Below are 25,314 nucleotides of genomic sequence, written 5' to 3' on the forward strand. Positions count from 1 at the left end.
CTCGATACTCGCCGCGACATACCGGGCCCGTCGTCCACGTTGATCCACAACGCGACAGACTCACAGATCGGCAGGTCAGACACATCACCGACACGCCTGACCTGTCCACCCCACCTCATGTGCGGAAGACGGGGCTAGCCAGAAACGCGCGCCCTAACCTGGTACGAATGCCACTACCCAGGAACAGGACGGTGGCGATGGTGGCGACGGACCGGACCGAGCTGGCCGCGTTCCTCCGCGCGCAGCGGGCGCGGCTGCAGCCGGCCGATGTCGGCCTGCCCACGGACGGCAGGCGCCGCCGGACACCGGGCCTGCGCCGCGAGGAGGTCGCGGAGCTCGCCGGGGTGTCGGACACCTGGTACACGTGGCTCGAGCAGGGCCGCCCGATCGCGGCGTCGGTCCAGGTCGTGGACGCGCTCGCCCGCGCGCTGCGGCTCGACCCCGACCAGCACCGGTACCTGCGCACGCTCGCCGGCCTCACCACGCCACGGGCCGAGACCGTCACCCTCGGCGGCGAGCCGCGGCTGCGCCGCCTCGTCGACGCGGCCACCCCGAACCTCGCGGTGGTCTACGACTGCCACCTCGACTTCATGGCGTGGAACACCGCCTACGTCCGGGTGCGGCACGACCCGGGTGCCATGCCGGCCGACCGGCGCAACCTGGTCTGGATGATGTTCACCGACGCCGAGAACCGCGCGCGGATGGCCCGCTGGGAACCCGCCGCCCGCTCGGTGCTGAGCCAGTTCCGCGCCGCCGTCGGCCGGGTCCCCAAGGATCCCCGGTTCGTCGAGCTGGTGTCCGCCTTGACCGAGGCGAGCCCGGAGTTCCGCGTGTGGTGGCCGGAGTACCCGATCCGCGACTTCAAGGCCGTGACCGTCGCCGTCGAGCACCCCGCGGTCGGGCGGATCGCCCTGGACATCTACCAGATGCGGCCCGTCGAGCACCCGGACCTGCTGTTCGTCCTCCAGATCCCGTCGACCGAGGAAGACCGGGCGCGAGTTCAGTCGCTCCTGTGACTTCGGCTCGGTGGTGGATTGGCTCGCTCCGCTCGCCCATCGCGGGTGGCTCACGGCTCGCTCCAGTACAGGCGGGTCGGGTTGTCGATCAGCAGGCGCCTGCGCAGGTCCTCGGTCGGCGCGATGCGCGGCACGAGGTCGACGAGCACGCCGTCGTCGGGCATGTGGCTCTTGAGGTTCGGGTGCGGCCAGTCGGTGCCCCACAGCACCCGGTCCGGGAACGCCTCGACCACCGCGCGGGCGAACGGGACGACATCGTCGTAGGGCGGCCCGGTCTTCGTGAGCCGGTCCGGGCAGGTGACCTTCGACCAGAACCGCGGGTGTTCCCGCAGCAACGTGAGGAACCGCGCGAACTCCGGGCCGTCGACGGGTTTCGTGACGTCCGGGCGGCCCATGTGATCGACGACGACCGTGGTCGGCAGCGAGGTGAGGAAGTCCCAGCGCTCGGCGAGGTCGGCGGCCTCGAGGTAGACGACCACGTGCCAGCCGAGTGCGGCGACCCGGTCCACGATGGAGCGGTAGTACGCGTCCGGCTCCGGGTCGGCCAGCCGCCGCACGAAGGTGAACCGGACACCCCGCACCCCGGCCTCGTGCAGCGCGGCGAGCTCGGCGTCGGTGACCTCGGCGCGGACGGTGGCGACTCCGCGGGCGCGGCCGCCCGCTGCACGCAGCGCGTCGACCAGGGCGCTGTTGTCCGCGCCGTGGCAGGTCGCCTGCACGATCACGTTCCGCGCCACACCGAGGAAGTCGCGCAGCGCGAACAGGTCGTCCTTGCCGGCGTCGCACGGCGTGTACCTGCGCTCCGGCGCGTACGGGAACGCCGCGCCGGGGCCGAAGACGTGGCAGTGCGCGTCGACCGTGCCGGCCGGCAGCCGGAACGTGGGCCGGGCGGGGTTCGGGTGGTAGGGCAGCCAGTCGGCGTCCGTCGTGAAGGCACCCTGTGACACTGGTTCGCTCGCGGGCTCGTTCACCGGCCTTGTTCCTTCAGGCGGGCGTCGAGCCGGGGGTAGGCCCGGCGCGCGTTGTGCTCGTAGACCTTCTTCTTGTCCGCCACCGGGATCGCGAGCGCGTCGACATAGCGGCGGGTGTCGTCGAAGTGGTGGCCGGTCCGTGGGTCGATGCCGCGGACCGCGCCGATCATCTCCGAGCCGAACAGGAGGTTGTCCGTGCCGATCACGTCGAACAGCAGGGTGATGCCGGGCTGGTGGTAGACGCAGGTGTCGAAGAAGACGTTGCGCATCACGTGGTCGTCGAGCGCCGGCCGGCCGAGCATGTCGGCGAGGCCCCGGTAGCGGCCCCAGTGGAAGGGCACGGCGCCGCCGCCGTGCGGGATGACCAACCGCAGCTCGGGCAGGTCGGCGAACAGGTCTCCTTGCAGCAGCTGCATGAACGCGGTCGTGTCCGCGTTGAGGTAGTGCGCGCCGGTGGCGTGGAAGTTGGCGTTGGTGCTCGCCGAGACGTGGATCATCGCCGGCACGTCCAGCTCGATCATGGCCTCGTAGAAGGGATACCAGCTCCGGTCGGTCAGCGGCGCGGACGTCCAGTGCCCGCCGCTGGGGTCGGGGTTGAGGTTGCAGCCGACGAACCCCAGCTCCTCGACGCAGCGCCGCAGCTCCGTGACCGAGTTGCCGACGGGTACGCCGGGGGACTGCGGCAGCTGGCAGACGCCGGCGAAGCGATCCGGGTAGCGGCCGACGACGCGGGCGACGAGGTCGTTGCAGGCGCGGGCCCACGCGGCGCTCGTGGCCTCGTCGCCGACGTGGTGGGCCATCGCGGAGGCGCGCGGGGAGAAGATCGTCAGGTCCACGCCACGCTCGGCCATCATGCGCAGCTGGCCGTTCTCGACCGACTCGCAGAGCTCGTCGTCGGAGATGGCGGGGTAGCCGCCCGCGTCCCCGGCGAGCTGGGCCTCGCGCCACGCGGTGTGCGCCGCGGGGGCGGTGGTGTAGTGGCCGTGACAGTCGATGATCATGTGAGGTTTCCCTTGTCGTGCAAGACATCGAGCAGCGGGAGCACCGCGTCCCGGTGGGTGGCCGTCCAGTCTTGGCGGCGGGCGATCGCCTCGGCCATCAGGGGATCGACGCCGGCCTCGGCGACGGTCCGTGCCGCCTCGCGAAGCTCCTCGGCGCGGCGCGTGCCGTGCCGCACCGAGCGGGAGATCATGTACTCCGCCAGCGCCGTCCAGTCCTGCGCCGGCAGCAGGTCCGACAGCGAGCCGAGCACCCGCTCCTCCACACCCCACGCCCGCGCGGTGAGCATCGACTCGGTCAGCAGCGACTCCACGCCCTTGATCACCACCGAGCGGCACAGCTTGGTGGCCGCGGCCGGGCCGACCGTGTCGGCGTAGGGCTCCAGGCCCGCGAAGCCGAGCGGCTCGGCGTACTCCGCGAACGCCGCGGCGTGCGGGCCGCCGAGCAGCATCGGCGCGGCCAGCCGCTTCGGCTCGATCGGCGACATGACCGCCGCCTCCACGTACCGCCCGCCGGCCCGCTCGATCACCGCGGCGGCGGCCTGCTTCTGGCTCGGCGAAGCGGAGTTCACGTCGAGGAACCAGGCGTCCTTCGCGAGCGCCGTGGCGGACTCGGCCGCGGCCAGCGTGCTGGCCGCGGTGACCGCGGAGATCACCAGGTCCGCCCGGTGGACCGCCTCGGCCGCCGACGCGTACGGCGTCTCGACCGCGATGTCCCACGGCCGGACCTCGGCCACCGGTCCCAGCTCCTCGGCGAGCACGGTGCCCACCTCGCCCAACCCGATCAACGCCACGACGGTCACGGCAGGAACACCTCGCCCCGCACCACCGCGCACGGCACCGCACGCCGGTCCATCACGCCTCCGCCGAGTCGGCATCGGCGCCCACGTAGCGCAGGCCGCGCTCGGCGAGCTTCTCGCGCATGCCGCGGACGTCCAGGCCCAGCTCGCCCGCGCACACCACCGGGCGTCCGCACGTCGCCGACCGTCTCCTTCACCGTGCCCTGCGCGCTGATCGCCGCCGACCACACGGGGAACCCCATGGTGGTCAGGTCGGCGACGTGCAGCATCCAGTTGTCGCCCGGCGGGACCCGGCAGGTGACCGCCGTGCCGGCGACGCCCCGGACCACCACACCCATCAGAACCACCGGTCCTCGTCGTCGCCCACCGTTGTCCGCATGTGGTCCCTCCTTCGTCGCGTCGGGCCTCTCGCCCGCGCGGTCCCACCCGACCTCGGCCTTCATTCTGCGGAAAGGTTTGTGGGGGCTCTAGTTCCCGAGCGCGGCCCAGCTGCGCTCGTCGCCCCAGAGGGATGCCGGGTCGACGTACGGGCGCAGCAGCGCGGCGAGCTCGGCGTCGCCCCGGCCGGCCAGCTCCTCCGAGGCGATCCGTCGCGCGACGCCGGCCAGGAAGTCGGCGACCTGGATCCTGGGGTCGAGCCGGGAGTCGACGAGCGTCAGGCTGGTCAGCCGGCCGGCCATGGCCTTGAGCTGCTCGATGCGGTCGTCGGTCAGCGAGAGCTGCTGGTCGTGCACGATCGAGACGGGCCCGCCGCCCGCGCTCCAGTGGTCGACGGCCGCGACGATGGCCGGCGCCAACGGATCCAGCGGCGGCAGCATCGCCGGGTTCTCCACCCGCCTGCGGCGAAAGGCGTGCACCCGCGGCCGGGACCGCGCGAGCAGGCCCAGGAACTCGTGCGCGGGGCCGTCGACCGCGTCGCGCACGAGGTCGACCATGGCGAAGAAGTCGTCGGCCGGCAGCTTGCCGCGCAGCACGTCGTTGACCGTGGCCAGGAATGCCTCCCAGTCCTCCCGGCCGAGCGCGCGCCGGCCCGCACGGTGCACGGCTGCGGCGTCGAGTGAGGCGTCGACCACTTCGACGATCTTGGTGACGGCGAAGAAGGTCTTGTCGGTCAGGTGCACCCGCGCGCACCCGTGGATCGGGCCCGACTCGCCGAGCAGCCACACGAGCACCGCGCGGTGCTTCTCGCGCAGCAGATGGTTCGCCTTGTACTCCGTCGCCGGCGAGCGGATGCGGTCCCGCACCTCCTGGATGCAGGTCGCCGCCGCGGACGTGTCGAGTCGGGCGCTCGCGTGGGCGAAGACGTCCGTCTCGCCGCCGATGAGCTTCTCGCCCTCCGAGCCCGACTCGTCGCAGGCGATCTCCAGGAGGGGCACCAAGGAATCGTCGCAGCTCACCCCGCCGGCGTCGACCCACTTACCGCCGGTTCGCGCGCCGCGAGCAGCCGGAACGAGGCGACGTGCAGCACGATCGCGAGCGGCACCACGAATGTCAGGATCAGCGCCAGCGGCAGCTCGCCCATCAGCTCGGTCGTCGGCTCGGTGACGATCACCTGCAGCCGCCCTGGTGCGTGCAGCACCCCGAGCGGGATGGCGACGACGAGGTCGGCCAGGCCCAACGCGTTGAATGCGATCCCGATGCCGCGACGAGGTCGGCGCCACATGGCGTAGGCGACGAACGGCGCCAGCAGACCGACCACCACGTCGCCGACTCCCGCCGGCACGGCGAACCCGGGCGGGAGCCGGTCGAGGGCGAGCTGCACCAGGAAGACACCGCCCACCACGCGCGGGATCTGGGCGGCGGCGAGCAGCGCGACCGCGTGGCCGGCGGTCAGGGCGTCCCGGACGGGAGCGGTGCGCAAGGCGAGCAGACCGAGCACGAGCGGGGTGGCCAGGCCGAGCCCGAGCCAGAGCTCGTCGGCGTACCGGCCGCTGCCGGCCACCGTCGCGGTGACGGCGAGCCAGCCGGCGAGCAGGAGCCGGCCGACCAGCCGGTGAGGGGGGCGCAGCACGGCGCCGACGGTGGTCAGGAGCGCGAGGCAGGCAACGAGGATGCCCGCGGTGATGAGGACTGTCATGGATCACTCCGATGCTTGCTGGGCCTCGCCCGCAGGTTAGCCGTGTCTAGTCCTTAAAAGCAACTAGATAGTTCTGATTCAGGACTACTGCTGCTATGCTGCGGTATGGCGACCACCCGCACCTACAACCAGGCGTGCTCGGCGGCCCACGCGCTGGACCTCGTCGGCGAGCGGTGGGCGCTGCTCGTCGTCCGGGAGCTGCTGCTGGGCCCCAAGCGGTTCACCGACCTGCGTGCCGGCCTACCGCAGGCGAGCCCGAACGTGCTGACCGAGCGGCTGCGCGAGCTCGAGACCGTCGGCGTGGTGCGGCGCCGAAAGCTCGCACCGCCGGCGGGTTCCTGGGTGTACGAGCTGACCGGGTGGGGGCTCGAGCTCGAGTCGATCATGGTCGGCCTCGCCCGCTGGGGTGGCCGGTCGCCGCGGCGCGACCTCACCGCGGCCGCGAGCGCGGACGCGCTGATGCTGGCCTTGCGTGCCAGCGTCGAGCCGGGCGATGTGGCCGTGACCTGCACGCTGCGCATCGAGGGGCACGACTTCGCGGTCCGCGTCGCCGACGGCCGCACGGTGATCGTCCCCGGCGAGGCGACCGAACCCGACGCGGTGATCGAGGCCGACGCCACGACCTTCGGCGCCTTGCTCGCGGGCCGGCGCCTCGCGGGCATCACGGTCACCGGTGACGCGGCCGCCGCGGAGTCGCTGCTCGCCGCCATCGAGATCCCCCGGCGCATCGAGTGAACGAGTGCCACATGTCGGCACCCACCGCGTCGACCGGCTCGGACGTGCCCGGATGTGCGCCTTGGCGGTTCTCGACCAAAGCCGTGCGCGCCTGTCGGGACGCCGCCCGGCCAGTCCCGGACGAGATGGCCGGCGGGGCCGGGAAATCATTTCGAACGGCCGTTCCGTAACGAATACGACGAACATGGCGACCCCTCTCTATCAGTTGAACCAGGGGGCTTGGAGACATCGCATGACTGCTGATCCGGTGGAGCGCGCGTCGGTCGACGCGCTGCGCAAGGAGTTCGCGGGGCGCGTGGTCACGCCGCAGGAGAGCGACTACGAGGACATCCGCTCCGTTTTCAACTCGATGATCACCGCACGTCCGCAGGTGATCGCCCAATGCGGGTCGACGGCCGACATTCGCGACGCGCTCGACTTCGCGAGGACCAACCGGCTCGACGTGGCGGTCCGCAGCGGCGGGCACAGCGTCGCGGGATCGTGCCTGGCCGAGGACGGCCTGGTGATCGACATGCGTAGGCTCGACTCGGTCACCGTGGACCCCGAGGTCGGCACCGCGCGGGTCGGCGGCGGCGCGGTCTGGGCCGACGTGGACCAGGCCACCCAGCCGCACGGCCTCGCCACCACCGGCGGCCGGGTGTCCACGACCGGCGTGGCCGGCCTGACCCTGGGCGGCGGCTCCGGCTGGGTCGAGCGCAAGTTCGGCCTCGCCTGCGACAACCTGATCTCGGTCGACCTGGTCACCGCCGACGGGCGCGAGCTGACCGCGAACGAGCAGGAGAACCAGGAGCTGTTCTGGGCACTGCACGGCGGGGGCGGCAACTTCGGCATCGCGACCGCGTTCACCTTCCGGCTGCACAAGCTCCCGGACTTCTCGATCGCGCTGCTCGTGTGGCCGGGCGACCAGGGCCGCGCGGTCGCCGGCGGGTACCGCGGCTTGCTCACCGGCGCGCCCGACGACGTCGGCGGCGGCCTGCTGTACCTCACCGGCCGGCCGGAGGACTTCGTGCCCGAGCACCTGCACGGCACGCTGTGCACCGGGGTGCTCGTGACCTACACCGGCCCGGTGGCCGAGCTCCGCGAGCTCATCGCGCCGCTGCTGGCGATGGCGCCCGAGGGGCAGCTGGTAACCGACATCCCTTACGCCGACCTGCAGTGCATGCTCGACGACCCGCCCGGTTACCGGAACTACTGGTCCGCCGAGCACCTCACACAACTGCCGGACGAGGCGCTCGACCGGTTCTGCGAGCGTGCCGAGGACATGATCGTCCCGTCGCCGTCGCAGCACCTCCTCCTTCCGTTGGGTGGCGCGGTGGCCCGCGGCGCCGCGTGGCCGGGCTTCGACCGGGGCAACGAGTGGGTGGTCCACCCGCTCGGCCTCTGGGAGGACCCCGCCGACGACGACCAGGCCCGCGCGTGGGCCCGCAACCTGCGGGCCGACATGCACCGGTGGGCCACCGGCGACGTCTACCTCAACTTCATCGGTGACGAGGGCGAGGACCGGGTCGTGGCCGGCTACGGCGAGGCGAACTACCGAAGGCTCGCCGCGGTCAAGGCCGACCTCGACCCGGACAACGTGTTCAACCGCTGGCACAACGTCCGCCCCGCCGGAAAGGGCGATCCACTCGCCGGAGTGTGAACCGGTTCGGCGTCTCGCTCGTGTCGTACTCATCGGGCCGCAGTGACGGCTCGGTGAGCCGCGCAAGAGGAGGAGAGTGTCGTGGCACTTCGCGCGCCTGTGGTCACCGCTGTGGTCGCGGTGGTTGGACTGGCCGGGTTCATGACCGTCAACTCGGTCGGCGGCTTCGTGGTGGCGAGCGAGACCACCGCCGAGCAGCCCGCCGACCCGAGCGAGCAGCCGGCCCCACCGGCCGAATCGGAGGCGCCCGCCGCCCCACCGGCCGAGTCGGAGGCACCACCGACGTCCGAGGCACCGCCGCCACCGCCCGCGCCGACGTTCCCGGCCGAGGTCGCCTACGCCGGCAACGCGCAGGCGAGCCCCGTCGCGATCGCGGTCGCGGTGAAGGGCGACGAGGCCGCCGCGTACGTGTGCGACGGCGCCAACCTCGAGTCGTGGCTGCGGGGCACCGCCGCCGCCGGCAAGCTCGACCTCGCGTCCAAGGACAAGTCGAGCCGGCTGACCGCCGGGCTCCAGGGCAAGAACATCAAGGGCACCCTGTCGTTCAACGGCCAGAGCCTGCCGTTCACGATCGGGGTCGCCAAAGCACCCGCCGGCCTCTATCGCGGTGAGGGCGGCGAAACCACAATTGGCTGGATCGTGCTGCCGAACGGCACCCAGGTCGGGATCTCGAAGACCGGCGGCAAGGCCGCGCCGGCGCCGACGCTCGACCCGGCCACGGGCGCGGTGACGCTGAACGGCTCCCGCATCGCGGCCGAGAAGGTCGCCGGCGACACGACGTTCGGCTAGACCGTTGGTCCGCCTAGGGAGAGCACCGATGAGCGAGCTTGCGAGCGAACTACTGACACTGAGCGAGCGTGCGAGCGAACTACTGTCACAGGGCGAGCGTGCGAGCGAACCACTGTCACAGGGCGAGCGTGCGAGCGAACCACTGTCACAGGGCGAGCGTGCGAGCGAACCACTGTCACAGGGCGAGCGTGCGAGCGAACCATTGGCACAGGGTCTCCGCGAGCGGCTCGACCGAGCCTGCGAGGGGGAGTCGTGAGTACGCAAGACTTCGGGCCGACCGGCCCCACCCCGGATGCCGACGAGACGCAGCGAGTGCCGGGGGCCCGCGGCTACGGCGGTCCGCAGACCGGCTGGGACACCGGCACCGGCGCGTGGGACTTCGGGACCGAGCCCGAAGAGCGGGGATCCGGCTTCAGCGGCGTGCTGGTCGCGCTCGGCGTCGGCTCGCTCGTCGCGATCGCGATCGGCGTGTACGGCGGGTTGCACGAGGGGACCGGCCAGGCGCTCAACCTCGCCGGGTTCTCCAGCGGGCTGCACGCGAAGGCATGGCTGGGCTCGGTCGCGGTCGCGCTGGCGGTCGTGCAGCTGCTGTCGGCGCTGGCGATGTGGGGCCGGCTGCCGGGCGTGCGGGGCGGTGGGCGGGTGACCGCGATCCTGCACCGCTGGTCCGGCCGGATCGCCGTCGTGGTGTCGCTGCCGGTGGCCGCGCACTGCCTGTACGCCTTGGGGTTCCAGGCGTTCGACACGCGGGTGCTGCTGCACTCGCTGTTCGGCTGCTTCTTCTACGGGATCTTCGTGTGCAAGATGCTCGTCCTCGCCAGGGACAACAAGCCAGGGTGGGTCCTCCCGGTGGTCGGTGGCCTCGTGTTCACCGTGCTGGTGGGTATCTGGGTTACGTCGTCGATGTGGTTCTTCACAGAGTTCGGGGTGTCGTTGTGACGAAGGTGGACGGGATCGCCACGGGGGTCCCGCGGCGGACGGCCGTGGCCTGCGGCGTGGTACTGGCCGGGGCGGCGGCCGGCTGCGCGAGGTACGGCGGGCCTGCCGCGCCGCCCACCGACGCGCCGGCCGTCGAGAACGCAGGGCTCGTGCTGGGCGAGGCCTCGGCCGTGCCGGTGGGCGGCGGCGCGGTGTTCAAGGAGCAGAAGATCGTCGTGACCCAGCCGGCGAAGGGGGAGTTCAAGGGCTTCTCCGCGGTGTGCACGCACCAGGGCTGCGTGGTCGCCGACGTCGCCGACGGCACGATCAACTGTGGTTGTCACGGCAGCAAGTTCGGCATCGAGGACGGCGCGGTCGCCACCGGCCCGGCGACGCAGCCGCTGCCGGCGCAGGAGGTGTCGGTCACCGCCGACGGCAAGATCACCACCGGCCCGGCGCAGGAGGCGCCGCAGACCACCGACCCGGAGACGACCGAGCCCCCGCCCGAGGAGCAGACCACCGAGGCCCCGCCGCCGGAGGGCCTCGCGGCGACCGGCGACATCCCGGTGGGCGGCGGCAAGGTGTTCGAGTCCGAGCAGGTTGTGATCACCCAGCCGACCGAGGGCGAGTTCAAGTGCTTCTCCGCGGTGTGCACCCACCAGGGCTGCACCGTCGCGACGGTCACCGGCGGCACGATCAACTGCCCGTGCCACGGCAGCACGTTCGCGATCGCCGACGGCTCGGTCGCCACCGGTCCCGCATCGTCAGCACTGGAGTCACGGAACGTGAAGGTGGACGGGGACCAGATCTCGCTGGCCTAAGGTGGCCGGGTGACCTCGTTGCGTGCCTCGTTGCCTCTGTTGCCGACGTCGTTGGTGGGCAGCTATGCCCAACCGGACTGGCTGATCGACCGGACGAAGCTGGCGGGTCGGTTCCCGCCACGGGTGCGGGCCAAGGAGCTGTGGCGGATCCCGCCGGAGCACCTCGCGCAGGCCCAGGACGACGGGACGCTCCTCGCGATCCGGGCGCAGGAGCGGGCCGGGCTGGACATCCTCACCGACGGCGAGATCCGGCGGGAGAGCTACTCCAACCACTTCGCCACCGCGCTGGAGGGCGTCGACCTCGACAACCCCGGCTCGGCACTGGACCGCAGCGGACACCCCAACCCGGTGCCGCGGATCACCGGCCCGATCCGCCGCCCGCGCGCGGTCGAGGTCGGTGACCTGGAGTTCCTGCGGGCGAACACCTCCCACCCGGTGAAGATGACTGTGCCCGGGCCGTTCACGATGAGCCAGCAGGCGCAGAACGACCACTACCCGGACCCCGAGTCCGCCGCGATGGCCTACGCGACCGCGGTGAACGCGGAGATGCGCGACCTGTTCGCGGCCGGCGCCGACATCGTGCAGATCGACGAGCCGTACATGCAGGCTCGCCCGGACGCGGCCCGCGCCTACGGCCTGGCGGCGCTCAACGCCGCGCTCGACGGCGTCACCGGCACCACCGCGGTGCACATCTGCTTCGGCTACGCGGCGATCATCCACGAGCGGCCGTCCGGCTACTCGTTCCTTCCGGAGCTCGCCGACTGCCCGGTCCAGCAGGTCTCCATCGAGACCGCGCAGTCCGGGCTCGACCTCGGCGTGCTCGCCGACCTGTCCGCCAAGACGGTCATCCTGGGCGTGGTCGACCTGTCCGACCACTCGGTCGAGCCGGCCGAGGTGGTGGCGGGCCGGGTGCGCCGCGCGTTCTCGTTCGTGCCGCCCGAGCGGATCGTGATCGCCACCGACTGCGGCATGAAGTACCTGCCCCGCACCTCGGCCGAGGGCAAGATGCGCTCGATGGCCGCGGCCGCGGAGATTCTGCGCACCGAGGTGCTCGGGTAAGCCCGGGGCATGCCTTCGCGGGAGCGGGCTGGGCCGCGCGTCGGCGAGTCCGGGTCAGATCTTCGCGGGAGCTGTGGTTCGGGCTGGGGCGGTGAGGGCTCGGGCGGCGCGCTCGATCTCGTCCACCGTGGTCGTTCGGCCCAGGGTGAGGCGGAGGGCGAAGCGGGCCCGGTCGGTCGGGATGCCCATCGCGGTGAGGACCGGGGACGGCTCGGTGACGCCCTCGTGGCACGCGGATCCCGTCGATGCCGCGATGCCAGGCGTCGCGGCGAGGAGCTCGTCGCCGGGAAGGCCGTCGATGCTCACGTTCAGCGTGTTGGGCAGGCGCTCGGTCGGGTGGCCGTTGAGCCGGACCCGGCCGGGCAGGGCCTCCTCGAGGCGCTGGCGGAGCAGGTCGCGCAACGGCCGCAGGTCGGGGAGGTCGCGGGCCAGCCGCGCCGCCTCGCCCAGCGCGACGACCAGGGCGACGTTCTCGGTGCCGGCGCGCAGCCCGCGCTCCTGGCCGCCGCCGTAGGTCGACGGCTCCAGGGCGAGTCCACTTCGGACGTACAGGGCGCCGACGCCCTTGGGGGCGTACATCTTGTGCCCGGTGACCGTCAGCAGGTCGACCCCGAGATCCGGGACGGACACCGGGATCTTGCCGGCGGACTGGGACGCGTCGGTGTGGAACAGCGCACCTCGTGCGTGCGCGCGGGCGGCCAGCTCGCGGATGGGCTGGACGGTGCCGGTCTCGTTGTTGGCATGCATGATCGACACCAGCACGGTGCGGTCGTCGAGCGCGGCGTCGAGGTCACCGGGGCGCACCAGGCCGTGCTCGTCGACGGGCAGCCGGGTGACCCGGAAGCCGTGCAGCCGGGCGAGGCTGTCACACACCGCGAGGACCGCCGGGTGCTCGGTCACCTGGGTGATGACGTGGTCGCCGGGGTTGGCGAGCGCCGCGCCGCGGACGGCGAGCGTGTCGCCCTCCGAGCCACCTCCGGTGAAGACGATCTCCTCGGGCGCCACGCCGAGCAGCCCCGCGACCTTCGCGCGCGAGGCGACGACGGCGTCGTGCGCGGCGCGGCCGTAGAGGTGGCCGCTGGAGGGGTTGCCGAAGTGCTCGGTGAGGTAGGGCAGGCAGGCCTGCGCGACCCGCGGGTCGATCGGCGTGGTGGCGTTGAAGTCGAGGTAGATCGGCGGTGCACTCACGACGCCCAAGCTACTCCCGGCCGGTACGGTCCCGCTGCCACCGGCGACACATCGGGTGGACCCTGGAGGACGCCATGACCGCCCGGCTGCTCGACGCCCCGCACCGACCGGCCGCGGTCACGACGGCCGCGGTCCTCGCCGTACTGGCCGGCGGCATGACCCTGATCGCGAGCGTCGTCGTCATCGGCGCCCTGGGCACACTCGACGTCTCACTCCCGTGGCTGGTCGCCGTGACCCAGGTGACCGGCGCGGTCCTCCTGGTCGTCGGCGGGCTGCGGTTGGCGCAGGGCGCCGGCCGCGCGGTGCTGCTGACCGGCGCGACGCTGCAGCTAGGCCATGTCTCGCGGATCTTGGATCGTGGTATTCGCGCCCAGCTGCCCCCTGGCCGCGTTGTCGGAAGGCCCGAATACAACCCGGTATGCGCGGCCTTCCGCCGCCTTGCCAGGAGCCATCTGGATCACGAACCCCATAGACCAAGATCCACGAGACACGCCCTGATATGCGCGGTGTGGCTGCGGTACGCCGTCGAGGTCCGCGACGACCCGGCCGAGTCCGCGAGCGTCGCCGCCCTCATCGCGGCGGTCGCCGTCGCGTTCGCCGCTCTCGTCGTGACCGCGCTCGTCCTGGCCCGCACCCGCTCGGCCACCGAGTACCTGAGCCTGCACCCCTAACGCTGCCCCTTCGGGGCGGATTTGAACCCGGCCGAACCTCATCGTTGGCATAAACCCGACGAAAGGGGACCGGCATGCCCAGACCAGCGGTTCGGCAGGGCGACTTCGACAACAACGACGTGCGGCTGCTCCAGCAGATGCTGCGCGACATGCACTACGCCGTCGGCAACATCGACGGGGACTTCGGGCCGGTCACGGAGGCCGCGCTGATCGCCTACCAGGGCGACCACATGATCGGCGACCCGCAGGGCGTCTGCGACGTCAACACCTGGGCGGCGCTGGAGGCGCAGTTCGGCGACCTCGACGGGCTGCGCTCGGAGGAGAGCATCGAGGACTACGTCGACGACACCTACGGCGCCGCGCACAGCTCGATGGACCCGGAGGAGCAGCTCGCCAAGCTCGCGGTGGCCGCCAACGAGCAGCTGGCCGCGGCCGGCGTGCCGAACGTGCCGATCCAGTTCGGCGACGCCGGGACGGCCTGGGCCGTCTTCGACTGGCGCCCTTGGGCGGTCACCGTGAACCGGGACCTCTACGTCCAGGCCCAGGAGGCCGGCAGCGCCGCCGAGAACATGGACACGATCTACCACGAGTCCCGGCACGCCGAGCAGTGGTGGACCATCGCCCGGCTGCTGGCCGGCCTGTACGACATGGACGGTGCCGCGATCAACGCCCGCACCGAGCTCAACCTCGACATCGCCAACCAGGCGACCAGGGACCCGATCCTGCAGTCGAACACCAAGACCGATGCGGCGATCCACTGGTACGAGCAGACCTTCGGCAGCTCGCCGGTGCCCGCGGGCGTCGACGCGCCGCGCGAGGCCGACGCCGGTGCCACCGGTGGCAGCGTGAAGCGCGCCGTACGCGAGTACGTCGAGGGCGGCCCCGCGCAGGGCCGCGCGGTCCTGCGCCGCGGTCACGAGGACGCGAGCGAGATCCGATACCTGCAGGAGCTGCTGACCTACCGCAACTTCTCGCCCGGCCGGGTGGACGGCGACTTCGGCCCGGTCACCGAGGCGGCGGTGAAGGCGTTCCAGGCGAGCCACGGCCTCACCGACGACGGCAAGGTCGGCCGGCTCACGTGGGAGGCGCTGTTGCCCTAACACTTGGGAGGCGCTGCCGTGAGGTGTGTCGGCCTGATCAGCAAGGTCGGCCGGCTCACGTGGGAGGCGCTGCTGCCCTAACACCCGGGAGGCGCTGCCGCCATGAGGGTTCTCAGCGTCGGCAGGTGAGCGTCCATCCAGGCGATGTACCCGGCGAAGATCGCCACCGCCTTCGTGCGGCCGTGCGCGAGGTGCTCGGCGCGGGCGCGGTGGAACCGGGCGGTGAGCTCGTCGAGCACCTCGCCCGGGTCCGCCCAGCCGTAGGCGTCGCAGAGCACCTTCGCGCGGTGCGCCTGGCGGCCCAGCGGTCCGCCGCCCTCGCCGATGTCGGCGAAGCACCACACCGCGTGGCCGACGTCGCGCACCCGAGGGCCCGGCTTGACGCCGTCGTCCCAGTCGATCAGCGCCACCGCCCGCTCCCCGGCGAAGACGGTGTTGTGCGGGCCCAGGTCGCCGTGCAGCACGACCTCCTCACCGGCGGCGAGCGCGGTGCCGGCGGTCGCGTCGTGGAAGCGGCGGATCAGCCTGGCCGCGCCGGCCAGCTCGGCGTCGGACAGCGCCGCGGCGTCGTTCGTCACCATGCCGTCCACATAGGACAGGATGTCCCGGCCCCGCTCGTCGACGCCGAGCAGCCGCGGCGCGCCGTCGAAGCCGACCGACTCGAGGTGCCGCAGCACCGAATGCACGTACTCCCACCGGTCGTGCGGCGGCCGGCGCACCGTGTCGCCGATCCGCACGACCCCGGGCGTGGTGCCGCCCGTGAGCGACTTCTCGCCCGACCCGTCCACGGGCCCAGGTTAGGCCATGTCTCGCGGATCTTGGATCGTGGTATTCGCGCCCAGATGCCCCCTGGCCGCGTTGGCCGCAGCGGCGTAAAGGTTTCAGGGTCACGCGACACCAGCGCCGACGGCGCCCGTCCGAGCGCACCTCGACGACGATCCGGGTCGTGCCGGACCGGCGGCGGAGCACCTCGAGGGTGCGGTCGGTGGTCTCCTCGCCGGCCTTCGTGGTCAGCGCGTCGCGGGTCTCGCTGTGCAACAGGGTGCGTATCGCGCAACCTGCCGTACGATCCTCGGATGACCTCCGGGCGGTACGACTTCGTCATCGTCGGGGGCGGGTCGGCCGGGTGCGTACTCGCGAACCGGCTGTCCGCGGACCCGGCCAACCGGGTGCTGGTCCTCGAGGCGGGGCGACCCGACTATCCGTGGGACGTGTTCATCCACATGCCCGCCGCGCTCACCTTCCCCATCGGCAGCCGGTTCTACGACTGGCGCTACGAGTCCGAGCCGGAGCCCGCCATGGGTGGCCGCCGGATCTACCACGCGCGCGGCAAGGTCCTCGGCGGCTCCAGCAGCATCAACGGGATGATCTTCCAGCGCGGCAACCCCATGGACTACCAGCGCTGGGCCGCCGACCCGGGCATGGAGACCTGGGACCACGCGCACTGCCTGCCGTACTTCGCGAAGATGGAGAACTGCACGGCGGCCGCGGGCGACGACGAGTTCCGCGGCCACGGCGGGCCGCTCGTCCTCGAGCGCGGGCCGGCCACCAACCCGCTGTTCACCGCGTTCTTCCAGGCGGTGCGGGAGGCCGGGTACCCGCTGACCGACGACGTCAACGGGTTCCGCCAGGAGGGCTTCGCGCCGTTCGACCGCAACGTCCACAGAGGACGCCGCTGGTCCGCGTCGAAGGCCTACCTGCGGCCGGTCCGGAACCGGAGGAACCTCGACGTCGTCACCAGGGCCATGGTCAGCCGGATCCGGTTCGACGGGCACCGCGCGACCGGGGTCGAGTACGGTCGGGGGCACGTCGCGGAGGCCGGCGAGGTCATCCTCTGCGGCGGCGCCGTCAACTCGCCCCAGCTGCTGCAACTGTCCGGTGTGGGCAATGCCGAGGAGCTCCGCGCGCTCGGCATCGACGTCGTGCGCGACCTCCCCGGTGTCGGGGAGAACCTCCAGGACCACCTCGAGGTCTACGTCCAGCACGCCTGCACCCGGCCGGTCTCCATGCAGCCGTACCTGAAGTGGCGGCACCGGCCGTGGATCGGGGCCAAGTGGCTGTTCCTGCGCAGCGGTCCTGGTGCGACGAACCACTTCGAGGGCGGCGGCTTCCTGCGCGGCAACGACGATGTCGCCTATCCCAACCTGATGTTCCACTTCCTCCCGATCGCGGTGCGCTACGACGGCTCGGCGCCGGCCGGCGGGCACGGCTACCAGGTGCACGTCGGCCCGATGTACTCCGACGCCCGCGGCTCGGTGAAGATCACCAGCACCGATCCCCGCGAACATCCGGCGCTGCGGTTCAACTACCTGTCCACCGACCAGGACCGGCGCGAGTGGGTCGAGGCCGTCCGGGTGACCAGGGACCTGCTGAGCCGGCCGGCGCTGGCGCCGTTCGACGGCGGCGAGCTCTCGCCGGGCCTGGACGTCCGGACCGACGAGGAGATCCTCGACTGGGTCCGCCGGGAGGCCGAGACCGCCCTGCATCCCTCCTGCACGGCGAAGATGGGCACCGGCGAGGACGCGGTGGTCGACCCGCGGACGATGGCCGTGCACGGCGTCGGGAACCTGCGGGTCGTCGACGCCTCGGTGTTGCCCTACGTCACCAACGGCAACATCTACGCACCGGTCATGATGATCGCGGAGAAGGCCGCCGATCTGATTCTCGGTAACACTCCGTTACCGCCAGCGGCGGTCGAGTTCTATCGATACCAAGGTGAACAACACTCTTGACGTTGCTCCCGCGGTAGACAATGGTTTCCCCATTAAGCACTAGCATGCACGATACGCAACGACGCGATGGTCGTGTTGGGACGGGTGCCGATGGTGGAGCTGTACATCGGGGGCGCGTGGCGCGAGCCGGTCGACGGTGGTCGCCGGGAGATCCGGTGCCCCGCCGACGGCAGCTTCGTCGCGACCGTCGCGGAGGCCACCGCGGCCGACACCGAGGCGGCGATTCTCGCCGCGCGCCAAGCGTTCGACGCGGGAGACTGGCCGGGCACGCCGGCCAGGGAGCGGGGCGCGCTCCTGCTCAGGGTGGCCGATCTCCTCGAACGCGACGCCAAGGACGTCGCCCGTGCGGAGTCGCTCGACACCGGCAAGCGGCTGGTGGAGAGCGAGTACGACATCGCCGACGTGGCGGCCTGCTTCCGTTACTACGGCGGCATCGCGGGCACCGACGCCGGCCGGGTGGTCGACACCGGCCGGGCCGACGCGCTCAGCCGGGTCGTGCACGAGCCGGTCGGCGTGTGCGGCCTGATCACCCCGTGGAACTACCCGCTGCTGCAGACCTCCTGGAAGGTCGCGCTCGCGCTCGCGGCCGGCAACACGTTCGTGCTCAAGCCGAGCGAGCTGACCCCGTCCACCGCGATCCTGCTGATGCGCGTGCTGGCGGAGGCCGGGCTGCCCGCGGGCGTCGCGAACCTCGTGCTGGGTGCGGGACCTCGGGTCGGCGCGCCGCTCGCCGAGCACGACGGCGTCGACCTCGTGTCGTTCACCGGCGGGCTCGCGACCGGGCGGACGATCATGGCGGCCGCCGCGGGCACGGTGAAGAAGGTCGCGCTCGAGCTCGGCGGCAAGAACCCCAATGTCGTGTTCGCCGACGCCGACCTGCCCACCGCGACAGACTTCGCGCTCACCGCGGTCTTCCTGCACTCCGGCCAGGTCTGCTCGGCCGGCGCCCGGCTCGTGGTCCAGGACGAGGTCCACGACGAGGTGGTCGACGAGGTCGTCCGGCGCGCGCGGGAGATCCGGCTGGGCGGACCGTTCGATGTGGACGCCGAGACCGGTCCGCTGATCTCCGCCGCGCACCGGGACAAGGTGGCGGCCTATGTGGACACCGGGGTCAAGGAGGGCGCGGTGCTGCGCTGCGGCGGCCGCGCACCGGACGACCCGGCTCTGAACATGGGCTTCTACTACCTGCCAACGGTTCTGGACGAGTGCCAGCAGGACATGACCGTCGTGCACGACGAGTCGTTCGGCCCGGTGCTCACCGTCGAGCGGTTCACCGGCGAGGACGACGCGGTGCGCATCGCCAACGACACCGCCTACGGCCTGGCCGGCGCGGTGTGGACGCAGGACGCGGGCAAGGCGCAGCGGGTCGCCGGGCGGCTGCGGCACGGCACCGTGTGGATCAACGACTACCACCCGTACGTCCCGCAGGCCGAGTGGGGCGGGTACGGCCGGTCCGGCATCGGCCGCGAGCTCGGCCCGTCCGGGCTCGACGAGTACCGCGAGACCAAGCACATCTGGCACACCATCGAGCCGAAGCCGCAGTACTGGTTCCGAGCATGAGCGAGCAGGCGAGCGAACCATCGACCCAGAGCGACCCATTGGCACAGCGCGAAAGGGGCCGGCCGTGACGACCAACGCCGATCCGGTGATCTCGGTCCGCGACCTGTGGAAGGTGTTCGGCCCCAAGGCCGACCGGGTGCCCGGCGACGGCGGGCTGACCGCGCTGTCGCGGCGCGAGCTGCTCAGCAAGACCGGCTGCACGGCCGCGGTCCGCGACGTCACCTTCGACGTCGCGCCCGGCGAGGTGTTCGTCGTGATGGGCCTGTCCGGCTCCGGCAAGTCCACCCTGGTGCGCTGCCTCACCCGGCTGATCGAGCCGACCGCGGGCGAGATGACGTTCGAGGGCGAGGACATCCGGGCGGCGGACCAGAAGCGGCTGCGCGAGCTGCGCAGGCGCAAGTTCGCCATGGTGTTCCAGCACTTCGGCCTGCTCCCGCACCGCAGCGTCATCGAGAACGTCGCGTTCGGACTGGAGATCCGCGGCATCGGCAAGGCCGAGCGCCGGCGCCGCGCGGGCGAGGTGATCGAGCTCGTCGGGCTCGCCGGCTACGAGGGCTCCTATCCCGACCAGCTCTCCGGCGGCATGCAGCAGCGAGTGGGCCTCGCCCGCGCGCTCGCGGTCGACCCGGACGTGCTGCTGTTCGACGAGCCGTTCTCCGCGCTCGACCCGCTGATCCGGCGGGACATGCAGCAGGAGGTCATCCGGCTGCACAACGAGGTCGGCAAGACGATGGTGTTCATCACCCACGACCTGTCCGAGGCGCTCAAGCTCGGCGACCGCATCCTGATCATGCGCGACGGCGACATGGTCCAGATCGGCACCGGCGACGAGCTCGTCGGCGCGCCGGTCGACGGCTACGTCGCCGACTTCGTCCGCGACGTGTCCCGCGCGCACGTGCTCACCCTGCGCTGGATCATGCGCGACCCCCGCTCCGGCGACCAGCTCGACGGCCCCGAGTTCGCCCCGGACGTCGTGGTGCGCGAGGCGACCCGCGCGGTGCTCGCCGCCGAGCGGCCGGTGAAGGTCGTGGAGAACGGCGAGCTGCTCGGCATCGTGGGCGACGAGGAGATCCTGGCGATCATCGCCGCCCAGGAGGAGTCCGGGTCATGACCGCCGACGCACTCGTCGCCGCGGAGGCGGCAGCATGACCGCCGACGTACTCGTCGCCGCGGAGGCGGCATCATGACCGCCGTCATCACCCCGCCGGCCGAGGAACCGGTGCGGGAGCGGGAAAGCCCGCCGCGCCGGCCGGTGAGCCGCTGGGTCCTGGTGGTCGGGGTCGTGGTCGGCTGGCTCGTGCTGTGGCTGGTCTTCCGCGGCCGGGACACCCTCGACCTCGCCCAGTCCGCGCTCACCCCGCTGCACCGCTGGTTCAACGACCTCAACGACACGATCGGCGCCAGCCGCAACTCCAACCCGGTGTTCCTCTACTTCTTCAACGAGATCCGGCTGGCCGTCGACAACCTGGTCACCGGCATCCAGTACCTGATCTCCCAACCCGTTCCCGGCCGCGGCGCGCCGCTCATCGGCTGGCTCGGCGTGGTCGCGATCGCGGGCTACGTCTCCTGGGCGTTCGGCAACATCCGGGTGGCGGTCCTTGCGGCCGTCGGGTTCGTGTTCTTCGGCCTGCAGGGGCTGTGGGAGGAGAGCATGGACACGCTGGCGCTCACCGCCGCGGCCGTGCTCATCGCGCTCGTGATCGGCATCCCGGTCGGTATCTTGGCCGGGCGGTCGCCGCGGGTCAACCGGATCATCACGCCGGTGCTCGACTTCATGCAGACCATGCCGACGTTCGTCTACCTCGCGCCGCTGACGCTGTTCTTCCTCATCGGCCCGGCGTCGGCGACGATCGCCACGCTGATCTACGCGATGCCGCCGGCGATCCGGATCACCGCGCACGCCATCGCCGCGGTCCCGCCGGCAAGCGTCGAGGCGGCCGACTCGCTCGGTGCCACGGGATGGCAGACGCTGCGCAAGGTCCTGCTGCCGATGGCGAAGCGCACGATCGTGCTCGGCATCAACCAGACGATCATGGCGGCACTCGCCATGGTGACGATCGCCGCGCTGATCGACGCGCCGGGCCTCGGCCAGGTGGTGATCAAGGCTCTGCAGTCGCTCGACGTCGGCACGGCGTTCAACGCCGGCCTCGCCATCGTGGTCATGGCCGTGGTGCTGGACCGGGTGACCACCGCCGCCGGCGCCCGGGCCGAGGAGCAGCTCCGGCATCCCGGCGGGTCGCGGCTGCGCAGGCCGCTGCTGGTCGGCGGCGGCGTGGTCACGCTCGTCTGCGGGTACCTGTCCTACACCTACGTCTGGGCCGCGGAGTTCCCCGACGACGCGAACATCGGTCCCCGGATCACCGGCGCGGCCGAAGACGTCACGCTGTGGGTCCAGGACAACTTCTCCGTGCTCACGAACGGGTTGCGCGACGCGTTCACCACGGGCGTGCTCAACCCGTTCGAGGCGCTGCTCACCGAGTCGCCGTGGTGGCTGATGTGCGCGGTGGTGGTCGCGCTCGCGCTCGTGCTCGGCGGTGCGCGCGCCGCCGTCGTGGCGGCGGTGTGCCTCGGCCTGCTGGTCGGCACGGGCTTGTGGCGGGACGCGATGACCACGCTCACCTCGACGCTCATCGCGACGGTCGTGGTGATCGTCATCGGCGTGCTGATGGGCGTCTGGATGGGCCGGAGCCGCCGGGCGGACCGGGTGATCCGGCCGCTGCTCGATGCCGGCCAGACGATGCCCGCGTTCGTGTACCTGGTGCCGTTCGTGGCGCTGTTCGGGGCGTCCCGGTTCTCCGCGATCGTCGCGGACGGCATCCGCGGGGTGTCGGCGACGACCGTCGAGGCGGCGACCGCGGCGGGGGCCGGCAGCTGGCAGACGATCACGAAGGTGCAGCTGCCGATGGCGTCCCGCTCGCTGACGCTCGCGACCAACCAGGGCCTGATCTACGTGCTGTCGATGGTCGTGGTCGGCGGTCTGGTCGGGGCCGGCGCGCTGGGCTACGACGTGGTCGCGGGGTTCTCCCAGGGCCAGCTGTACGGCAAGGGGCTCGCGGCCGGGCTGGCGATCGTGCTGCTCGGCATCATGCTCGACCGAATCACCCAGGCTGCGGCCCGCCGGACCGCGAGCCCTACCCGAGGAGGAGGACGGTCACGATGACCAGGAATGTGCGCGGGGCGGTGCTGCTCGCCGTGGCCGCGCTCACCTCGCCGCCTGCAGCGGCGCCAAGGTGGGCGAGGACTCGGGCGGCGGCGGTGGCGGTGCCCAGGAGGACTGCGGCGAGTTCAACATCGCCATCAACCCGTGGGTCGGCTACGAGGCGGACGCGGCCGTGGTCGCGTACGTGGCGGAGAACGACCTCGGCTGCGCGGTGAACAAGAAGGACCTCAAGGAGGAGGTCGCCTGGCAGGGCTTCGGCACCGGTGAGGTCGACGTGGTGCTGGAGAACTGGGGCCACGACGACCTGAAGCAGAAGTACATCGAGGACCAGAAGACCGGCGTGCGCGCGGGGTCCACGGGCAACACCGGGACCATCGGCTGGTACGTGCCGCCGTGGATGGTCGAGGAGCACCCGGACATCACCGACTACAAGAACCTCAACAAGTACGCCAACCTGTTCCGCACGTCCGAGTCGGGCAACCAGGGTCAGCTGCTGGACGGCGACCCGTCGTTCGTCACCAACGACGCCGCGCTCGTGAAGAACCTGAAGCTGGACTTCAAGGTGGTGTACGCGGGCTCGGAGGCGGCGTTGATCCAGTCCTTCCGGCAGGCGGAGAAGGACCGCAAGCCGATGCTGGGCTACTTCTACGAGCCGCAGTGGTTCCTGCTCGAGGTGAAGCTCGTGAAGGTCGACCTGCCGCCGTACACGCCGGGCTGCGACGCGGACGCGGAGAAGGTCGCGTGCGACTACCCGCCGTACGACCTGGACAAGATCGCGAGCAAGAAGTTCATGGACGCCGGCGGCCCGGCCGCCGACCTGGTGAAGAACTTCAACTGGACCAACGACGACCAGAACCTGGTGGCCAAGTACATCGCGGTCGACGACATGTCCCCGGAGGACGCGGCGAAGAAGTGGGTGGAGGACAACCGCGACAAGGTGGACGCCTGGCTGGACAAGTCGTCCTCCTGACTCACCGATCCACGCACGCGGCCGGGCATACTCGCCCGCGTGATGGAACAGGCGCGCCACGAGCTGGCGCGGATGAGGGAGTCCGACGAGGCGTGGGCGGACCTCGCGTACACGAAGGTCACCCGGGACGGCCATGTGTACGACGGCAACGCGGTCCGCCGGGCACTGGTGCTGTGGGCGTTGCAGTACGACCACGGGCCGGCGGACCTGCCGTTGCTGCGGTGGCTGGTGGAGCAGGAGACGCGGTGCCGGCGGGAGGCGCCGTACCAGGGTCTCGGCGACGAGGCGGAGCTCGCCGGCTTCCTGCTCGCGTCCTACCGCGAGGTCGCGGACGTCTGGCTGCACTGGGCGCTCAAGCGGGCCAACTTCGACACCTGGTGCGGCTACGACGAGCAGTACCTCGTGGCCGCCGGGGTCGACGTGACCCTCGAGCTCGTGCGCGCCGGCGACCACCCCGAGCGCGACGCGCTGCTCGAACGGCTCGGCGAGCTCGACGAGCCGGACCTCGAGAAGTGGTTCGAACACAAGCGGTCGTGGTTCCCGGCCGACAAGGCCGACGAGGATCCGCTGACCTGGGTCGACCGCGCCGAGAAGCTCGGCGACCTCGCCGGCGCCCGGTCGCTGCTGCGGTTGTGGGCGACCGGCCGCGAGCGCGACGAGGCCACGCTGTCCCAGCTGCGTGGCCGGTACGCCGACCTGGGTGCGTACGCCGAGGCCGCCGACGTGCAGCGGGAGCTGGTCGGCCACGTCAGCGGTGCCAGTGAGACGGCGTCCGCCCAGCGGTCGCTGGCGGGCTACGAGCGCCGGGCCGGTCGCCACGCGGCCGCGTGGGCTGCGCTGCGCGCGTGCGGCGCGGCCCTCGCCGACGTCGCGGGCTGGCGGGAGGCCGGCCTGGGCCGGTTCTACGTCGAGGAGCTGTTCAGCCTCGCCCGCGATGCGGCCGGCGTGGCCGATGGCGTGGCTGATGACCTGGGCGGTGACACGGCCGGCGATGTGGCCCGTGCCGCCTTCGTCGAGGCCGACCGGATCGCGCCGGAGGTGCCCTGGCTCCCGCTCGTGGTGCTGGACGCCGCGACCGACGCCGCCACCGCCGTCGGCGCCGAGGACCGGGCCACCCACTACCGCACCCGGTGCGACGCCGAACGCGACCGCGTCGCCGCCGAGCTGGACTGACCGTGAGGATGGTCCCAGTCGGCCCTGTGCTGGTGGGCTGGTGATGTCGACACCCGTCGAGCCCAGGGCAAGACCGGCCGGGACATCAAACGCTGCCCTCCACCTCGATCCACCGCCCGAATTGTGATCGGGAGTGTGTCGTGACCGCGGAAGTGCCCTTTGAGCTGGGGAGATGGGAGTTGTCGAAGCTTCGGCCAAGGTGCACGCGACGTTTGATGGCCTGAGTCGTGTCGCACGCTGGGCTGGTTCCGGCGGCCCGGCTGGCCGAGAACGTCGGCCTGGAAGAGTTGGTCGCCGAGCACGTGCACGTGGTCGCCAAGGTCGGCGCGAACCCACCCACCGCGCGCCGCCTGACCTGACCACCCGCCCCCACCCGCCCCCACCGGGCCTGACCGGCCCGACCGGGCCGGACGTGGACATACCGGATGAGAGGCCGGCAGATCCCGTGCGCCCACGAACCGGCCTCCCCGACTGAAGATCAACTAACGACGCAGAATGATCACTCAAATTCATGAGGTGGATCGAGGCTCAAGCGCTACTTGACGAACCATGGGAGCGTCCGCACGCGGTGCCGGATGTCCCTATCCGAGCGCGATCAGTGGTGACGGTGGGTGTGTGCCATCTCGATGGGGTGAAACCCTTGCTGTGTAACGGAAGCCGGGCCAGGTTTGAGGTAGTGTGGAACACATGTTCGAGCCGATTGCCGGTGATGTTCCCGACGACGCCACCCCCGAAGCTGCGGCGCTGGCGGTGCGCGGGTTGGTGCGGACGGCGTGGCAGGTCGAGGGGTATGCCCTGGAGAAGCTCGCCGTGTTCGCCGCTAGAAGTGGCAGTGAGTTCGATGCGCTCGAGGTCGCGGCGCTGCTGGTGATCTCGCTTCGTGCCGCGCAGCAACGCCTGGATCTCGCGGTGACGTTGGCGACCCGGTTGCCGAAGA

The 25,314-nt window shown here is 71.6% G+C and carries 24 protein-coding genes; 17 read left to right on the top strand and 7 right to left on the bottom strand.

Features of this window, described 5'->3' with window-relative positions:
* Positions 1 to 167 precede the first annotated feature (167 nt).
* Positions 168 to 1,016 (top strand): helix-turn-helix transcriptional regulator, encoded by an 849-nt coding sequence (locus tag GEV28_RS29475; RefSeq protein WP_291415720.1) that lies wholly within the window; start codon positions 168 to 170, stop codon positions 1,014 to 1,016.
* Positions 1,017 to 1,066: 50 nt separating this feature from the next.
* On the opposite strand, the gene GEV28_RS29480 is transcribed toward GEV28_RS29475, so the two are convergent.
* From GEV28_RS29480 to GEV28_RS29505, 5 genes are all read right to left on the bottom strand, one after another.
* The gene (locus tag GEV28_RS29480) at positions 1,067 to 1,987 is read right to left on the bottom strand and encodes an amidohydrolase family protein (RefSeq protein ID WP_291415721.1); all 921 of its coding nucleotides are present in this window, start codon (positions 1,985 to 1,987) and stop codon (positions 1,067 to 1,069) included.
* A complete protein-coding gene (locus GEV28_RS29485) occupies positions 1,984 to 2,988 on the bottom strand; it encodes an amidohydrolase family protein (protein WP_291415722.1) in 1,005 nt (334 codons plus the stop codon). Before GEV28_RS29485 ends, GEV28_RS29480 begins: the two co-directional genes overlap by 4 nt.
* Complete coding sequence (locus GEV28_RS29490; protein WP_291415723.1) at positions 2,985 to 3,788, bottom strand: NAD(P)-dependent oxidoreductase; 804 nt, start codon at positions 3,786 to 3,788, stop codon at positions 2,985 to 2,987. Before GEV28_RS29490 ends, GEV28_RS29485 begins: the two co-directional genes overlap by 4 nt.
* A 464-nt stretch (positions 3,789 to 4,252) precedes the next feature.
* Complete coding sequence (locus GEV28_RS29500) at positions 4,253 to 5,161, bottom strand: DUF3800 domain-containing protein (protein ID WP_291415724.1); 909 nt, start codon at positions 5,159 to 5,161, stop codon at positions 4,253 to 4,255.
* A gap of 17 nt (positions 5,162 to 5,178) precedes the next feature.
* Positions 5,179 to 5,862 carry a hypothetical protein gene (locus GEV28_RS29505; protein ID WP_291415725.1) on the bottom strand — a complete coding sequence of 228 codons (684 nt, stop codon included), beginning with the start codon at positions 5,860 to 5,862 and terminating at the stop codon, positions 5,179 to 5,181.
* Positions 5,863 to 5,967: 105 nt separating this feature from the next.
* Here GEV28_RS29505 and GEV28_RS29510 point away from each other — a divergent pair, with 105 nt between their 5' ends.
* The 6 genes from GEV28_RS29510 (at position 5,968) to GEV28_RS29535 (ending at position 11,823) form a co-directional block, all read left to right on the top strand.
* A complete protein-coding gene (locus tag GEV28_RS29510) occupies positions 5,968 to 6,597 on the top strand; it encodes a helix-turn-helix domain-containing protein (protein ID WP_291415726.1) in 630 nt (209 codons plus the stop codon).
* A gap of 232 nt (positions 6,598 to 6,829) precedes the next feature.
* Positions 6,830 to 8,236 (top strand): FAD-binding oxidoreductase, encoded by a 1,407-nt coding sequence (locus GEV28_RS29515; RefSeq protein WP_291415727.1) that lies wholly within the window; start codon positions 6,830 to 6,832, stop codon positions 8,234 to 8,236.
* An 81-nt stretch (positions 8,237 to 8,317) separates the two neighbouring features.
* Positions 8,318 to 9,025 carry a hypothetical protein gene (locus tag GEV28_RS29520; protein WP_291415728.1) on the top strand — a complete coding sequence of 236 codons (708 nt, stop codon included), beginning with the start codon at positions 8,318 to 8,320 and terminating at the stop codon, positions 9,023 to 9,025.
* A gap of 252 nt (positions 9,026 to 9,277) precedes the next feature.
* Positions 9,278 to 9,964: a DUF6529 family protein gene (locus tag GEV28_RS29525; RefSeq protein ID WP_291415729.1), complete on the top strand. Its 687-nt coding sequence runs from the start codon at positions 9,278 to 9,280 to the stop codon at positions 9,962 to 9,964.
* Positions 9,961 to 10,764: a Rieske (2Fe-2S) protein gene (locus GEV28_RS29530; protein ID WP_291415730.1), complete on the top strand. Its 804-nt coding sequence runs from the start codon at positions 9,961 to 9,963 to the stop codon at positions 10,762 to 10,764. The genes GEV28_RS29525 and GEV28_RS29530 overlap by 4 nt, the downstream gene beginning before the upstream one ends.
* Before the next feature lie 9 nt (positions 10,765 to 10,773).
* Positions 10,774 to 11,823 carry a uroporphyrinogen decarboxylase family protein gene (locus GEV28_RS29535; RefSeq protein ID WP_291415731.1) on the top strand — a complete coding sequence of 350 codons (1,050 nt, stop codon included), beginning with the start codon at positions 10,774 to 10,776 and terminating at the stop codon, positions 11,821 to 11,823.
* A gap of 54 nt (positions 11,824 to 11,877) precedes the next feature.
* On the opposite strand, the gene GEV28_RS29540 is transcribed toward GEV28_RS29535, so the two are convergent.
* Complete coding sequence (locus GEV28_RS29540; protein ID WP_291415732.1) at positions 11,878 to 13,011, bottom strand: cysteine desulfurase family protein; 1,134 nt, start codon at positions 13,009 to 13,011, stop codon at positions 11,878 to 11,880.
* Positions 13,012 to 13,085: 74 nt separating this feature from the next.
* Between GEV28_RS29540 and GEV28_RS29545 the strand changes: the two genes are divergently transcribed.
* Together GEV28_RS29545 and GEV28_RS29550 are read left to right on the top strand one after the other, a co-directional pair.
* Positions 13,086 to 13,682: a hypothetical protein gene (locus GEV28_RS29545; RefSeq protein WP_291415733.1), complete on the top strand. Its 597-nt coding sequence runs from the start codon at positions 13,086 to 13,088 to the stop codon at positions 13,680 to 13,682.
* A 74-nt stretch (positions 13,683 to 13,756) separates the two neighbouring features.
* Positions 13,757 to 14,782, top strand: coding sequence for a peptidoglycan-binding domain-containing protein (locus GEV28_RS29550; RefSeq protein ID WP_291415734.1), 1,026 nt, complete (start codon positions 13,757 to 13,759; stop codon positions 14,780 to 14,782).
* A gap of 77 nt (positions 14,783 to 14,859) precedes the next feature.
* On the opposite strand, the gene GEV28_RS29555 is transcribed toward GEV28_RS29550, so the two are convergent.
* Positions 14,860 to 15,570 carry a phosphotransferase gene (locus tag GEV28_RS29555; protein WP_291415735.1) on the bottom strand — a complete coding sequence of 237 codons (711 nt, stop codon included), beginning with the start codon at positions 15,568 to 15,570 and terminating at the stop codon, positions 14,860 to 14,862.
* A 288-nt stretch (positions 15,571 to 15,858) separates the two neighbouring features.
* Between GEV28_RS29555 and betA the strand changes: the two genes are divergently transcribed.
* From betA to GEV28_RS29595, 8 genes are all read left to right on the top strand, one after another.
* Positions 15,859 to 17,514, top strand: a complete 1,656-nt coding sequence (betA, locus tag GEV28_RS29560; RefSeq protein ID WP_291415736.1) for a choline dehydrogenase — start codon at positions 15,859 to 15,861, stop codon at positions 17,512 to 17,514.
* Between the two features lie 90 nt (positions 17,515 to 17,604).
* Positions 17,605 to 19,074: an aldehyde dehydrogenase family protein gene (locus GEV28_RS29565; RefSeq protein ID WP_291415743.1), complete on the top strand. Its 1,470-nt coding sequence runs from the start codon at positions 17,605 to 17,607 to the stop codon at positions 19,072 to 19,074.
* A 64-nt stretch (positions 19,075 to 19,138) separates the two neighbouring features.
* The gene (locus tag GEV28_RS29570; protein WP_291415737.1) at positions 19,139 to 20,185 is read left to right on the top strand and encodes a glycine betaine/L-proline ABC transporter ATP-binding protein; all 1,047 of its coding nucleotides are present in this window, start codon (positions 19,139 to 19,141) and stop codon (positions 20,183 to 20,185) included.
* A 72-nt stretch (positions 20,186 to 20,257) separates the two neighbouring features.
* Entirely contained in the window at positions 20,258 to 22,234 is a 1,977-nt protein-coding gene (locus GEV28_RS29575; protein WP_291415738.1) for a proline/glycine betaine ABC transporter permease, read from the top strand.
* 70 nt (positions 22,235 to 22,304) lie between these two features.
* Complete coding sequence (locus tag GEV28_RS29580; protein ID WP_291415739.1) at positions 22,305 to 23,204, top strand: ABC transporter substrate-binding protein; 900 nt, start codon at positions 22,305 to 22,307, stop codon at positions 23,202 to 23,204.
* 39 nt (positions 23,205 to 23,243) lie between these two features.
* A complete protein-coding gene (locus GEV28_RS29585; protein ID WP_291415740.1) occupies positions 23,244 to 24,377 on the top strand; it encodes a hypothetical protein in 1,134 nt (377 codons plus the stop codon).
* A gap of 227 nt (positions 24,378 to 24,604) precedes the next feature.
* Entirely contained in the window at positions 24,605 to 24,736 is a 132-nt protein-coding gene (locus GEV28_RS29590) for a hypothetical protein (RefSeq protein ID WP_291415741.1), read from the top strand.
* Between the two features lie 328 nt (positions 24,737 to 25,064).
* Positions 25,065 to 25,314: hypothetical protein (locus tag GEV28_RS29595; RefSeq protein WP_291415742.1), on the top strand; the 250-nt coding region annotated here is incomplete at its 3' end.

The sequence above is a fragment of the Actinophytocola sp. genome (assembly GCF_009379765.1).
Taxonomy (GTDB): domain Bacteria; phylum Actinomycetota; class Actinomycetes; order Mycobacteriales; family Pseudonocardiaceae; genus Actinophytocola.

What these genes read in the sequence shown, in the direction of transcription:
- GEV28_RS29475 (WP_291415720.1), top strand. Translation starts at nt 168, where the DNA reads ATGCCACTACCCAGGAACAGGACGGTGGCGATGGTGGCGACGGACCGG.
- GEV28_RS29485 (WP_291415722.1), bottom strand. Translation starts at nt 2,988, where the DNA reads ATGATCATCGACTGTCACGGCCACTACACCACCGCCCCCGCGGCGCAC.
- GEV28_RS29505 (WP_291415725.1), bottom strand. Translation starts at nt 5,862, where the DNA reads ATGACAGTCCTCATCACCGCGGGCATCCTCGTTGCCTGCCTCGCGCTC.
- GEV28_RS29510 (WP_291415726.1), top strand. Translation starts at nt 5,968, where the DNA reads ATGGCGACCACCCGCACCTACAACCAGGCGTGCTCGGCGGCCCACGCG.
- GEV28_RS29515 (WP_291415727.1), top strand. Translation starts at nt 6,830, where the DNA reads ATGACTGCTGATCCGGTGGAGCGCGCGTCGGTCGACGCGCTGCGCAAG.
- GEV28_RS29545 (WP_291415733.1), top strand. Translation starts at nt 13,086, where the DNA reads ATGACCGCCCGGCTGCTCGACGCCCCGCACCGACCGGCCGCGGTCACG.
- GEV28_RS29550 (WP_291415734.1), top strand. Translation starts at nt 13,757, where the DNA reads ATGCCCAGACCAGCGGTTCGGCAGGGCGACTTCGACAACAACGACGTG.
- betA (WP_291415736.1), top strand. Translation starts at nt 15,859, where the DNA reads ATGACCTCCGGGCGGTACGACTTCGTCATCGTCGGGGGCGGGTCGGCC.
- GEV28_RS29565 (WP_291415743.1), top strand. Translation starts at nt 17,605, where the DNA reads ATGGTGGAGCTGTACATCGGGGGCGCGTGGCGCGAGCCGGTCGACGGT.
- GEV28_RS29575 (WP_291415738.1), top strand. Translation starts at nt 20,258, where the DNA reads ATGACCGCCGTCATCACCCCGCCGGCCGAGGAACCGGTGCGGGAGCGG.